This window comes from Halopseudomonas salina (assembly GCF_008641105.1).
In genome coordinates this window covers 70,174-83,739 of record NZ_VTTI01000001.1, presented here as the reverse complement: position 1 = coordinate 83,739, position 13,566 = coordinate 70,174, and the positions used below count along the sequence as shown (strand labels likewise).

The following is a 13,566-nucleotide window of genomic DNA, read 5'->3' as shown; positions in this document are numbered from 1 at the left end:
AGCAGCTGGCGTTCCTGACGCCCATTTGTAAAGCCTTCATGACCGAAACCGGTCTGGAAGCAACCAACCACGGTGTGCAGATCTTCGGTGGTCACGGATATGTCCGCGAATGGGGTCAGGAGCAGCAACTGCGTGATTGCCGCATCGGTCTGATCTATGAAGGCACCAACGGCATCCAGGCACTCGACCTGCTCGGCCGCAAGGTACTGATGACCCAGGGCAAGATGCTGCGTGCCTTCACCAAGGAAGTGCACCTGTTCTGCAAGGAAAACGAAGGCAACGCCCAGTTTGGTGATTACATCAAGAAGGTCAGTGCGCTGAACGCCCAGTGGGGCGAGATGACGCAGAAGATCGCGATGAAAGCCATGCAGGATCGTGAGGAGATCGGTTCGGCCGCCATGGACTATCTGATGTTCTCCGGTTACGTCACCCTGGCGTTCTTCTGGGTGAAGATGGCGATTGCCGCGCAGAGCAAGCTTGATGCCGGCACCAGCGAAGTGGATTACTACAAGGCCAAGCTGGCCACGCAGGAGTTCTACTTCAAGCGTCTGCTGCCGCGCGCCCAGGCCCACGTCGAGGCTCTGGAGTCCGGTGCTGAGAGCCTGATGCAGATGACTGCCGAGCAGTTCTAAGAGTCAGCGGCAAGCTTTAAGCTTTAAGCTGTAAGTAAAAAAGCCCCGACTGGTTCGGGGCTTTTTGTTTTTAATGCGTAGATAAACACATGTTTATGACGTCAACGCACTATCGAGCCTAGAGAGATAATGAGTCATCAGGAAAATGCGTGCGAAAGCGTTGTTCACTATCAAATTTCAGTTGCGCGCCCTCACTGATTTGATTTTGCGCATTTTCTAGATCGGCTTGGGCGCGACTAAGTTCACGCTCGGCCCTTCGTACAGCACGATCTGCTCGTTTGACGGCTTTTTCGCCATCAATAATCATTTTGTTCCCCGTATCCCAGTCCTTGGCTATTTGTCTTTTCAGTATTACCTGATCACTCAGCTCAGCAGCATGGTCGCGCATCAGGTCGCTAGTGGTTGGAGAGGTTGAGCATCCGGTTACAAATAACGCAAAGCAAAGGGCGAAAGGAATGTGGTGATTAGTATTAAGCATGTTTTTTACCCCTAATAGGACTAAGAGCCTGGGGTTTGGCATCGTGGAGTGCCATTCAACCAGGTGAAGTGAGATGTTCTTGCTTTAGCGAAAGTCACAGTGCCGCGGGGTTTGGTCGCAAAGAGTTCGCTCCTGACTGAAGGGCGCAATTGTGATACTTACTGGCACGATCCTTTGATAACAAAAGCAACGAATTGGCTATGTGACCGGAAATTACAATTTAGTCATTTAAAGACGCTATGACCAAAAACGTTGCCGGGCTACACTTGTGACATTTCCCGGACTGTTCCGGGCGCAACCACTGCTAGAGGAGTGTCCCATGGCCGACTACAAAGCCCCCCTGCGTGATATCCGCTTCGTACTCAACGAGGTATTCGAAGCCGACAAGCTGTGGCAGAGCCTGCCCGGCCTGAACGGCGCAATCGATGCCGAAACCGCTGAAGCCATGCTCGAGGAAGCCGGCAAGATCACCTCGCAGACCATTGCCCCGCTAAACCGTAGCGGCGATGAAGAAGGCGCCCAATGGAACGACGGCGTAGTGACGACCCCGGCTGGCTTCAAGCAGGCCTACACCACCTACGCGGAAGGCGGCTGGGTGGGTCTGGGAGGCAACCCTGAATTTGGTGGTCTGGGTATGCCCAAGACGCTGGGCGTGCAAGTAGAGGAAATGGTCTACGGCGCCAATAACAGCTTTGCGCTTTACCCGGCACTGACAGCAGGTTGCTGCCTCGCGCTCGACGCCCACGGTAGCGAAGAACTCAAGCACGCCTATCTGCCCAACCTGTACGGCGGTTCCTGGGCCGGCACCATGTGCCTCACAGAACCTCACTGCGGCACCGATCTGGGCATCATCCGGACCAAGGCGGTTCCCCAGGCCAATGGCACCTATGCGGTTACCGGCACCAAGATCTTCATCACTGGTGGCGAACATGACCTGACAGAAAACATTATTCATCTGGTTCTGGCCAAGCTCCCCGATGCACCCGCTGGTCCCAAGGGTATTTCGCTTTTTCTGGTGCCCAAGATCCTGGTCAAGGAAGATGGCAGTCTGGGCGAACGTAATACTGTCAGTTGCGGCTCGATCGAACACAAGATGGGCATCAAAGCCTCTGCAACGTGCGTGATGAATTTCGACGGCGCCGAAGGCTACCTCATCGGTGAAGTGAACAAAGGTCTCAACGCCATGTTCACGATGATGAACTATGAGCGCTTGTCCATCGGCATCCAGGGTATCGGCTGTGGCGAGGCGTCCTACCAGACCGCGGTGGCCTATGCCCGCGAGCGCATTCAGAGCCGCTCCCCCACCGGAGCGATTGCCCCGGAGCAGGCAGCGGATCCGATCATCGTGCACCCGGACGTGCGCCGCATGCTGTTGACCATGAAGGCCATGACCGAGGGCAGCCGCGCGTTCTCCACCTATGTCGGTTCGCAGCTGGATATCAGCAAGTTTGCCGACGACCCGCAGATCAAGAAGAAGGGCGAGGACCTGGTGGCGCTGTTGACGCCGGTGGCCAAGGCGTTCTTCACCGATATCGGGCTTGAAAGCTGTGTGCATGGTCAGCAGGTGCTGGGCGGTCATGGTTACGTGCGCGAGTGGGGCCAGGAACAGTTGGTACGTGACGCCCGTATCGGCCAGATTTACGAAGGTACCAACGGTATTCAGGCACTGGATCTGATGGGCCGCAAGACTGTTGCCAATGGCGGCGCCTTCTTCAAGGTATTTGCCGAGGAAGTTCGTGAATTTATTGCCGCCAACCAGGATCAGGCCCTTGCTGACTTTGTGCAGCCGCTAAAAAAAGCGCTGTCCAATCTGGAGGAGCTCACTGCGCTGGTAATTGATCGCAGCAAGACCAATCCCAACGAAATCGGTGCAGCCTCTGTCGAGTATCTGCATGTGTTTGGCTACACGGTTTACGGCTACATGTGGGCGCGTATGGCCAAGGCCGCTCTGGCCAAGCTGGATCAGGACAGCGACGGTTTTTACGCTGCCAAGCTGGGCACCGGACGCTTCTTTATCAAGCGCCTGTTACCGCGCATTCACTCCTTGAGTGAAGCTGTGCGCTCCGGTAGCGAGCCCTTGTTCGAGCTGGATGCCGCGCAGTTCTGATTGCCGGGATGCGCAATTGAGCGCTTTGTAGGTAAAGGCTTACACGCGCTGGTGGCAATCAGCTATGGGCAGTCCCTGCCCTGATCCGTAATATGGATCTTGCTAGGAGCAACGCAGGGACGCACCAAGTTTGAAATGGAATAGGGACAGTGCCTGGAGGCACCTTGATCCACGGATGATCAGGAACAACGTTCTGCAAAACCCCGCTTCGGCGGGGTTTTCTTTGTCTGAAATTTGACCAGACTCCCCAGCCTCCCAGGCTACTCGAAGCTGCATTCAAGTGTGCCCAGCTGGGTCAGTTCCAGGCGGATCAAGTCACCATTCTCGACCTTTTGCATGGGGCCCAGCGAGCCTGAGAGTATGACATCACCAGCCTTGACCGGTGTGCCGCGCTCCGCCAGTTCGCGGACCAGCCAAAGGCACGCCGTCAATGGGCTGCCCATGCATTGGCGAGCGTCGCCTTCAATGGCCTTTTCTCCGTTGCGGTAAAGCTGCATTGTCATGTTTGCGAAGTCCAGCTCCCGAACATCCTTCGCCTCATTGCCCAGCATATAAAAGCCTGATGACAGGTTGTCTGCGACAGCATCAAACAGACTGCGCGGCCAACCGGCGAACGCCGAGTCGCATATTTCAAGCGCGGGTAATACCTTGCTGATACTGTTCTTGAGGGTTTCTTCGTCCACCTTGGGATCATTGATACCGGCACTGAATATGAACGCGACTTCGCCCTCCACTCGGGGCGAGATCAGTTTGCTCGTAGGTATTTCCGCGCCGGCCGCAAAACTCCAGCCCTCCACCAGCTTGCCGAACAAAGGTGTATCCAGTGCCATCTGCGCCTGCGCCTTGGGATCAGTCAGGCCCAGCTTGTAGCCCACTACCTTGTGACCGGCAGTGTTGAACCGTTTGATCAGTTCGTCCTGGACCGTATAGGCCTGTTCCAGCATGCCGATCTCGTAAGTGCCCGCAACCGGATCGCAGGGCTCGACATGCCGGCGCGCCTGATACAGCTGCCGAGCTGCACCCCTGGGATCGAAAAGAGTTTCTTCATTCATTCAGGCTACCTCGTTCGGGCTTTTCACCCACAACAGTGGTTCGGTACATTTCACGGCGCTGGCCGAAGTAGTCAGACACCGGCTGGTGCCATACGCAGCGGTTATCCCAGATAGCCAGGGTACCCGGCGTCCAGCGCATACGGCAGGTAAACGCCGGTGCGCTGGCGACCGAGAACAGGTAGTCCAGCAGGGGGCGCGCCTCTTCGGCCTTCATGCCTTCTATCCCCAGAGTATAGGCAGGGTTGGCGAACAGCACATTGCGGCCGGTTTCCGGGTGGCGGGTAATCAGCGGATGGCTGCGCACATCGTGGTCGATATTCTCTCCGTAAAGAATCTGCATGCTTTCCAGGCCCGCATTGTGTTTGGCATTGGGGCCATAGCCATATTCCGGTGTGTTGATACCGTTTAGCCCCAGCAACATCTTGCGCATAGCCGGCGATAGCCATTCGCAGGCCAGATACATATTGTTGAACAGGGTATCGCCTCCGACCTTGGGTACGTCGTGACCATAGAGCAGTGTGAAGGCCGGAGGGCGTTCCTGGAACGACCAGTCCGAATGCCAGGCACCGCCAAACACAAATGGCGTGCCCTCGCTGGCTTCCTTCACCACATGCACCACGTGGGGGTGATCGGCCATGGGTTTTACGTAGGGTTCCACGCCGAATTCGCCAAAGCGCTGTGATACCGCTTCGAGCTGCGTGACACTTAACGACTGGTCGCGAATGAAAAGCACCTGGTGGTCCAGCAAGGCCTGACGCAGATCCGCCTGGCCATCCTCGGACAGGTTGTTCAGATCAATGTCGTGGATGTCGGCACCGAGCCCGCCACAAACGGGCTCGGTACGGAAATGAGAGCTGCTGCGTGCCTGGTTGTTGCTCGCAGAGGTGTAGAAAAATTCGGGCATGACAGTTACCTCTTGTTATAGGTTGATACCCGCCGAGCATGCCTCAGGTCCTATACTGCCTCCATGATAAACTGTGCCACCGTATGATAGTTACTGCCATTTTAAGAGGGGCATGATGTGGACTGGCGGCAGCGAAGAGATAACACCAATCTGCGTTTTCTGCTCGACGTGGCAGTGGACAACAATGTCGAGTTGGCGGCCTGCCTGGCCAATACGGGTTTACCTTGTGCGGCAGAATCCCAACAGGATATCGAGTGCATTGAAAGCGTGGAGCTGTGGCAAGAGCTCGCGGTGATCCGCAATCTTGTCGCTCGACATTCAATGCCGGGTCTTGGGCTGCAGGTCGGCCGGCGTTACCACCTGACCAGTCTGGGTCTGCTGGGTTACGCGATGCTGGCGAGCCGCACCCTGCGTGATGCGATTGACGTAACCAGCCAGTTCAGAGCTCTATCCTTATCGATTTGTCCCGTGAGTCTGCAGAATCACCCTGAGGGTGTGTTGATGACAATGGATCAGGGTGTCCTGCCAGCTGACGCGCAATGCCTGGTGGTGGAGCGAGGCATGACTGCCTGGCAGTGCCTTTTCTCCGAGTTGCTGCAGCGGCCCTTCATACCACTGCGAATGGATATCTGTGTGCCCGGCGCGGGCACCTCCGAGCTGTATCTTGCGCATTTCGGCTGTGCCGTGAACACCCAGGCGCCCCGTAACGCCATGCTTATATCGGACGCGGATCTTGATGCCGAGTTGCCTCTGGCCAACGCGTTAACCCAGCGAACATGCGCAAACCTGTGTCAGCATCTGTGTGACAGCCTTGAAGATATCCACGCGCCGTTAGCGCGCCAGGTGATGCAGCTGCTTATGAGTCGTTCCGGGCAGATTCTTCCGGCGCGAACTGTTGCCGCCCATCTTGCCCTGTCCGAGCGTACCCTGCATCGCCGTCTGGCCGAGGAGGGGCATCCGTACCGGAGACTGGACGAACGGGTCAGGCGTAACCTCGCCGAAAGGCTATTGAGCGACAGCGCTCTGGGGCTGGACAGCATCGCCCGGCAATTGGGCTACGCCGAAGCGGCCAGTTTTTCACGTGCGTTCAAACGCTGGTCTGGCCTGTCGCCGGACCATTGGCGCAGACGACGCCCGACACAGACATTAGAGCCATTGATCAATGCGCTGGTGCATCCCGGCTCTGGAGAATCGCAACGTGCTTGAAGTAACCAACCTGAAAAAATCGTATCCAGGCCCACAAGGGCAGCTTCCGGTACTCGACGGGGTCAGCCTGCAGCTTGACGCGGGCAGGAGCCTTGCGTTGATGGGGGAGTCAGGTAGTGGCAAGAGCACTTTGTTGCATCTGGTTGCCGGGCTGGATCAGCCCGATAGCGGCGCTGTTCACGTTGCCGGAAGATCGCTTGCCGGCCTGGATGAGTCTGCGCGGGCCGCCTTTCGCCGCGATCAGGTAGCGGTCATTTTTCAGCAGTTCAACCTGATCCCGTCCCTGCGAGTAGTCGACAATCTGGCCTTTCAGGCTCGGTTGGCCGGTCGTATCGACGATCAATGGCTGGGCTGGCTCGCGCAGCGGCTGGGCTTGAGTGCACTGCTGCAGCGCTACCCCGAACAGCTCTCCGGGGGGCAGCAGCAGCGGGTTGCCGTTGGTCGTGCGCTCGCCGTGCGGCCACCGCTGGTGCTCGCTGATGAGCCCACAGGCAATCTGGATGAGGGCAGCGCCGACGAGGTCATGGCCTTGCTTCTTGAGCTGGTGCAGGAAGCGGGCTCAAGCCTGTTGATGGTCACCCATAGTGCATCCCTGGCTGCGCGGCTGGATCGTCAGGTAATGCTCAAGTCTGGACGAGTGCACGGGAGTGATTTGTGATCCGACACTGGGGCTGGGTACTGCACACCCTGCTCAGCCATTGGCGTCGGCATCCGTTGCAGGCCGGCTGTCTGTTGGTCGGGCTGTGGTTGGCTACGGCACTCTGGACCGGCGTGCAGGCACTGAACAGTCAGGCGCGTGAAAGCTATGATCGGGCTGCGGAATTGTTCACTGGCAGCGCCCAAACCGCCCTGGTAGACCCGGCAGGTCAGCCCTTTTCCCAGCAGTACTTCATCACCCTGCGCCGCGCAGGGTGGCCGGTGTCGCCGATGTTGAGCGGGACAGTGGAGCTGGTCGGTGTCGAGGGTACGCGGCGGTTGCAGTTGACCGGGATTGAGCCGCTGACATTGCCCGGCGAAGGGACCATTGCCACCCAGGCCGGCGATCAGAGCCAGCTACAGGCGTTCATGCTGGCGCCGGGCCTTACCTGGATCGCAGGCGATACCCTTAGCGAACTTGGTCTTGCCGCCGGTGACACCCCGGTTCTGGCCAGTGGTGAACAGCTTCCGCCGCTGCATGTCGTGGATACCCTGCCGCCGGGCATGCTGCTGGTGGATATTGGTCAGGCACAGCGGCTGCTGGAACAGACTGAAAAGCTCACTCAGCTGGTGGTTGCCGCTGGCTTCGCCGCTGACCTGCCGCCGCTGCCGGAGAGTGTGTCGCTGGTCTGGGAGACCCGCGGTGAGGATGACCTGGTGCGGCTGACCGACAGTTTTCACCTCAACCTCACCGCCCTGGGTCTGCTGGCTTTCGTGGTCGGGCTCTTTATCGTGCATGCTGCGGCCAATCTGGCCATGGAGCAGCGTCGTGGTCTGCTGCAGACGTTGCGCGCCTGCGGCGTCAGTCTCAAGACACTGCTCGCAGTTCTTCTGTTCGAACTTCTGATACTGGCGTTGCTGGGCGGCAGTCTCGGAGTACTCAGCGGTTTTGCGCTCGCGGCGTTACTGGTTGGTGATCTGGCGGCCAGTTTGCGAGGCTTGTATGGTGCCCAGGTGGCGGGGCAGTTATCTCTGGATGCACTCTGGTGGCTTACCGGGTTGGGCATGAGTTTGCTCGGGACCCTGATTGCCGGTGGAGGTAGTGTGCTCGCGGCGATGCGTCTGCCGGTGCTGGCCTGGGCCAGACCGCAGGCGTGGAGAGAGGCCCAGGGCCGAATGATCAAAAGACAAACGGTACTTGGTGTGCTGCTCTTGCTGGTGGCCGGCGGGCTGATTTTCTGGGGCGACTCACTGCTTGCCGGCTTTGGTCTGCTCGCCTGCCTGTTGCTGGGCGCCGCCTGGTTGTTGCCACTGTGCCTGCAGGCAATATTGCGAGTGGCCCAGTTGCGCCGTGGCGGTCCGGTGCGGCAGTGGTTCTGGGCGGACAGTCAGCAGCAATTATCAGGCTTGAGCGTGGCCCTGATGGCGCTGCTGCTGGCGTTGGCTGCCAATATTGGCGTGGGCAGCATGACCGAAGGATTTCGCCAGACCTTCACCGGCTGGCTGGACCAGCGTCTGGCTGCCGATATCTATGTGCGTCCATTGGACTCGCAACAGGCGGATGTCATTGAAAAATGGCTGAACCATCAGCCTCAGGTGCACGCACAGCTACCCAGCTGGCAGCTGGACACGCGTGTCGGCGGCTGGCCCACCCAGCTGAGCGGTGTTATTGACCACCCGCTCTACGCCGACACCTGGCCACTATTGGAAAACGCCCCGGATCCCTGGCCTCAGCTGGTTGCAGGCACAGGTACCATGGTCAGCGAGCAACTTGCCTACCGTCTGGATCTGGCGGTGGGTGATACCTTGATGCTGGACACCCCTGCCGGGGTCTGGCCGTTGAACGTGCTGGGCCGCTATGCCGATTATGGTAATCCCAAGGGCCAGATGCTGGTATCTGCCGCCGGGTTGCAACAGCGTTGGCCCGATCTGCCACTGACCAGTATCGGGATACTGACTGAACCCGCCGCCGCGCCCAGGATAGCTTCCGACCTGCGCACAGAGTTTGATCTGGGCGACAGCCGGGTGATTGATCAGGCTGCCCTGAAAGCCTATTCGCAGCAGATATTTGAACAGACATTCTCTGCCACAGCCGCGCTTAACACCTTGACCCTGGGGGTTGCCGCGGTGGCGCTGTTTACCAGCTTGCTGGGCCTGGCCGACAGCCGACTAAGTCAGCTTGCACCGCTCTGGGCAATGGGCTTGCGGCCGGGCCAGTTGGCCCTGCTGAGTCTGGCGCAAATGCTCGTTCTGGCGGCACTTACCTGCGCGCTGGCCATTCCGCTTGGGCTGGCGCTGGCCTGGTGTCTGGTCGAAGTGGTCAATGTGCAGGCATTCGGCTGGCGCCTGCCCTGGCACTGGTTTCCACGGCAATGGTTGTTGTTGGTGTTGCTGGCCCTGGCCGCGGTATTGCTGGCGAGCATCGGCCCTGCCTGGCGCATCATGCGCACCGGGCCCGCGCGCTTGCTGAGGAGTTTTACCCATGGTGCCTAAATGGCTGTGCGCATTGATTCTGAGCTCCCTGGCGGCCTGTGACAGCTCCCCGCCGACCGCGCCTGCTGGCTTTGCCGGTTTGGGAAGTGAGGCGGAAGGTTTCAGCGCCGTTACCCCGGGCGAGCCGCTGCGCTTTCCAGCCGATTTTGCCGCCCACCCCGACTATCGGATCGAATGGTGGTACGTCACCGCCAACCTGACAGATGAGCAGGGCAAGGCGTGGGGCGCACAATGGACACTCTTTCGTCAGGCCATGGCTCCGCAGAACGAGCAAGAGGCACAAGATGGCTGGCAAAGTGCGCAGGTCTGGCTTGGCCACGCCGGCCTGACCCATGCCGATGGGCATCAGCATGCCGACCGCCTGGCCCGGGGAGGTATAGGTCAGGCTGGCGTGCGGGTCGAGCCTTTCCAAGCCTGGATTGATGACTGGTCCCTGGAAGGTGATGCCGACGGGCAGCTAAGCCCCCTGCAGGTCAGCGCCGCCTCGGAGGGTTTCAAATACCAATTAAGTCTGCAGGCAGAGGGGCCGCTGGTATTGCATGGTGAACGCGGTTTCAGCCGCAAATCGGATCGTGGCCAAGCGTCCTGGTACTACAGCCAGCCGTTCTATCAGGTTGAAGGCGAAATCGAGTGGCAAGGGGAACAACACAAGGTCAGCGGCAGTGCCTGGCTCGACCGGGAATGGAGCAGTCAGCCGCTGGCAGAGGATCAGCAGGGGTGGGACTGGTTTTCACTGCATCTGCACGATGGCAACAAATTGATGCTTTTTCGCCTGCGCAGTGACGATGGCAGTCATTTTTACTCGGGCACCTGGATTACCCCGAACGGAGTCAGCGAGCCGCTGGACCAGGAGCTCATCACCATGACCCCGCTGGCGCAAACCGAGGTCGCAGGACGCACTCTGCCGACCCATTGGCGATTGCAGGTGACAGGCAAGGGGCTCGATATCGAAGTGCAGGCGCTGAACGAGCAGGCGTGGATGGGCACCGGGATCCCCTATTGGGAGGGTCCCATCAAGGTTACTGGTAGCCACACTGGTGTCGGCTATCTTGAGATGACCGGGTACTGACTAATTTAATGTAAAAGGAGAACACGCAATGGCCAACAGTGCGAAGAACGTTCTGGGCACCGCCCTGGAGCCATGTTGCAATCAAATCAAAGCCGGTTTTTACCGGGACGGGTTTTGCCATACCGGTGATGCCGACCTCGGCCGGCATGTGGTTTGCGCGGTAGTGACCGACACCTTTTTGCAATACAGCCTGGAGCGCGGGAATGATCTGATCACGCCCCGGCCCGAGTGGGACTTTCCCGGGCTCAAGCCGGGTGACAGGTGGTGCCTTTGCGCCAGTCGCTGGAAAGAAGCCTACGAGGCGGGCGTTGCACCTCCGGTGTTGCTCGATGCCTGCCACGAAAAGGCGACCGAGATCATCAGTCTTGAGGTGTTGCAGGCGTATGAGTGAGGCTCTGGAGGTACACGGTCCTCAAGTCGAAGAGGATCGATTGATCGATGTCTATCGAGCGCAGCGTGATGTGCCCTCGCCCTGGGTGGCGATCAGCGATCAGGTGATGGGTGGCGTGTCCAATGCACGGGTTAGTCAGTGCGAGCGGAGCAATTCGAGTGCTAGCTGTCTGACCGGGCAGACCAGTCTGGATAACAATGGCGGCTTTGTGCAGATGAAGCTGGATATCGGGCCGGCGTATTCCCTGGCCAATTTCCAAGGCTTGTTTATCGAATTGTGCGGCCCCGCCCACGAATACAATCTGCATATCAAGACCAGCCAACTGGACAGGCCCTGGCAATCCTATCGCCATACTCTGCGGGTGGAGCCGTATTGGATCCGTTTCAATATACCCTACTCGCAGCTCAGCCCTCATCGTACTGACATTGAGCTGGACCCCGCGCAGATCAAGAGCATTGCAGTGGTTGCCATTGGCGAAGCGTTCGACGTCGATGTCTGCGTGCGCCGGGCCGGTTTCTACATCTGAGTAAATGCTGAACAAAAAGGGGTGGGAAAGTTTCTGCATGATAAGTAGAATGCGAACCGTTTGTATTACGACGAACATATTTGTGCGCCACGCGTGCGTTCTGTCGTTACGGTTTCCCTTACTTATCCTTCAGAGCTGCCTCCCATGCCGACTCCTTATTTCAAGCTTTCCGCCCTTTCCCTGGCGCTAACGGCACTGGCTCCGCTGGCGCATGCCCAAACATCTGCTCAGGATGAGCCGGCCAGTGCAATCGAGCTGCCTACCACAGTGGTTAGTGCCAGCGCGGATGCCTCCGCCGAAGGCCTGCCGGCACCCTACGCCGGCGGTCAGGTGGCAAGCGGCGGGCGGATTGGCATTCTGGGTAACAAGGACTACATGGAAACGCCCTTTGCGCTGACCAGCTACACCGAGATGCTGATCGAAGACCAGCAGGCGGCCAGCGTTGGTGAGGTGCTGATCAACGACCCAGCAGTGCGCGTGGCCCGTGGCTTCGGTAATTTCCAGCAGGTATATCTGGTACGCGGTCTGCCCATCTTCTCCGATGACATGTCCTACAACGGCCTGTTCGGTCTGCTGCCACGTCAGTATCTGGGTACCGAGTTCATCGAGCGGGTTGAAGTGCTGCGCGGCGCCAATGCCTTTCTGTATGGCGCTGCGCCCGGCGGCAGCGGGTTGGGTGGCGCTATCAACATCGTGCCCAAGCGGGCGCCGAACCAGCCGTTGAGCCAGGTCACTGCCGGGGTACGCTCCGGCGGCCAGGCCTATGTGGCTGGTGACTTCGCTCGCCGTTCCGAGGACGACCGCTTCGGTTTGCGTTTGAACATGGCGCGTCGCGATGGCGATACCGCCGTTGATGGTGAGTCCACCGAGCTGGATGTGGTCGCGCTGGGCGCCGACTTCCGCGAGGGCAACATGCGGGTTTCAGCCGATGTGGGTTATCAGGATCATCGTCTGGACGGGTCGCAGCCGAATATAACCATCGCCCCCGGTCTGGATATTCCGTCCGCACCGGACGCTTCTGAAAGCATTGCCCAGCCCTGGACCTACTCCAGCGCCCGGGACACTTTCGGGACCCTGCGCGCCGAATACGATTTCCGCGACAATCTGACTGGCTGGATTGCTGGCGGTCTGCGCAATGGGGAAGAGTCCGGCGATTTCGCCAACCCCACGTTGATCAATGCTGCGGGTGACACCAACGCCTATCGCTTCAACAATGTGCGCGAAGACGAGGTAAAGACCGGTGAAGCGGGCGTGCGCGGCAACTTCGCCACCGGCTCTGTAGGTCACACGGTCACGCTGTCGGCAGCGGTGTTTTCCTCCGAGTCGCGCAACGCGTTCGGTTTCTCCGATTTCGCCGGTTTTGGCAGCAATCTGTACGCGCCGACCGACGTCGCCGCGCCACCGACTACTGCCTTTATCGGCGGTAGCTTCGACAGTCCGCTGGTGACCGAAGAAGTTGATACTCGCAGTGTTGCCCTGGCCGATACGCTGGCGCTGATGGACGATCGTTTGTTGGTCACCCTGGGCGCCCGCCACCAGAACATCGAGACCCACAGCTATGACGCGACTTCCGGCGCTGAGACTGCGGAGTATTCGGAAAGCGCGGTCACGCCAATCGCCGGTATCGTTTACCAGATCAATCCCGAGTTCTCAGCCTATGCCAATTACATTGAAGGCCTGGTCAAGGGTGATGTGGCCAATGCCGGCTCCGGTCAGCCGCCGCTGAACAACGAGGGTGAAGTGCTTGAGCCTTACAAGACTCGGCAGAGCGAAATTGGTCTGAAGTATGACGGTGGCCGGTTCGGCGGCAGCGTAGGCGTATTCCAGAGCCGCAAGCCGATTGGCGGCGTGGAGAACAATACCTACAAGATTGTCGACCATCAGGAAAATCGCGGCCTCGAATTGAGCGCCTTCGGTCAGCCGGTCTCGGGTCTGTCGCTGCTCGGTGGCATCAGCCTGCTGGACGCAGATGTGGATGGCAACGAAGCTATCGGCTCGCCGACTACCCAGGCCAATCTGGGCGTTGACTGGATGGTACCGGGCGTAAATGGTCTGGCGCTGGATGCCCGGGC

General features: G+C 59.0%; 12 protein-coding genes. 9 read left to right on the top strand and 3 right to left on the bottom strand.

The genetic code is table 11. The features are described from left to right. Positions 1-632: acyl-CoA dehydrogenase C-terminal domain-containing protein (locus FZF01_RS19480; protein WP_223825335.1), on the top strand; the 632-nt coding region annotated here is incomplete at its 5' end. Positions 633-750: 118 nt separating this feature from the next. Here FZF01_RS19480 and FZF01_RS00380 read toward each other — a convergent pair. After that, positions 751-1,110, bottom strand: coding sequence for a hypothetical protein (locus tag FZF01_RS00380; RefSeq protein ID WP_150276130.1), 360 nt, complete (start codon positions 1,108-1,110; stop codon positions 751-753). A gap of 319 nt (positions 1,111-1,429) precedes the next feature. Between FZF01_RS00380 and FZF01_RS00375 the strand changes: the two genes are divergently transcribed. Continuing rightward, a complete protein-coding gene (locus tag FZF01_RS00375) occupies positions 1,430-3,217 on the top strand; it encodes an acyl-CoA dehydrogenase C-terminal domain-containing protein (protein ID WP_150276129.1) in 1,788 nt (595 codons plus the stop codon). A 260-nt stretch (positions 3,218-3,477) separates the two neighbouring features. Here the strand turns inward: FZF01_RS00375 and FZF01_RS00370 are convergent, their stop codons facing one another. Then, positions 3,478-4,269 carry a 2-keto-4-pentenoate hydratase gene (locus FZF01_RS00370; protein ID WP_150276128.1) on the bottom strand — a complete coding sequence of 264 codons (792 nt, stop codon included), beginning with the start codon at positions 4,267-4,269 and terminating at the stop codon, positions 3,478-3,480. Next, the gene (locus FZF01_RS00365) at positions 4,262-5,173 is read right to left on the bottom strand and encodes a TauD/TfdA dioxygenase family protein (RefSeq protein ID WP_150276127.1); all 912 of its coding nucleotides are present in this window, start codon (positions 5,171-5,173) and stop codon (positions 4,262-4,264) included. Before FZF01_RS00365 ends, FZF01_RS00370 begins: the two co-directional genes overlap by 8 nt. Positions 5,174-5,290: 117 nt before the next feature. On the opposite strand from FZF01_RS00365, the gene FZF01_RS00360 reads away from it, so the two are divergent. The 7 genes from FZF01_RS00360 to FZF01_RS00330 all read left to right on the top strand — a co-directional run. After that, positions 5,291-6,379, top strand: coding sequence for an AraC family transcriptional regulator (locus FZF01_RS00360; protein WP_150276126.1), 1,089 nt, complete (start codon positions 5,291-5,293; stop codon positions 6,377-6,379). Then, complete coding sequence (locus FZF01_RS00355; RefSeq protein WP_150276125.1) at positions 6,372-7,037, top strand: ABC transporter ATP-binding protein; 666 nt, start codon at positions 6,372-6,374, stop codon at positions 7,035-7,037. The genes FZF01_RS00360 and FZF01_RS00355 overlap by 8 nt, the downstream gene beginning before the upstream one ends. Further along, complete coding sequence (locus tag FZF01_RS00350; RefSeq protein ID WP_150276689.1) at positions 7,037-9,508, top strand: ABC transporter permease; 2,472 nt, start codon at positions 7,037-7,039, stop codon at positions 9,506-9,508. The genes FZF01_RS00355 and FZF01_RS00350 overlap by 1 nt, the downstream gene beginning before the upstream one ends. Next, positions 9,498-10,577, top strand: coding sequence for a lipocalin-like domain-containing protein (locus tag FZF01_RS00345; protein WP_150276124.1), 1,080 nt, complete (start codon positions 9,498-9,500; stop codon positions 10,575-10,577). Before FZF01_RS00350 ends, FZF01_RS00345 begins: the two co-directional genes overlap by 11 nt. A 28-nt stretch (positions 10,578-10,605) precedes the next feature. After that, positions 10,606-10,968 (top strand): DUF2237 family protein, encoded by a 363-nt coding sequence (locus tag FZF01_RS00340; protein ID WP_150276123.1) that lies wholly within the window; start codon positions 10,606-10,608, stop codon positions 10,966-10,968. After that, entirely contained in the window at positions 10,961-11,494 is a 534-nt protein-coding gene (locus FZF01_RS00335; protein ID WP_188434321.1) for a CIA30 family protein, read from the top strand. The genes FZF01_RS00340 and FZF01_RS00335 overlap by 8 nt, the downstream gene beginning before the upstream one ends. A gap of 144 nt (positions 11,495-11,638) precedes the next feature. Then, the coding region (locus tag FZF01_RS00330) for a TonB-dependent receptor (protein ID WP_223825334.1) at positions 11,639-13,566 on the top strand (1,928 nt) is incomplete at its 3' end.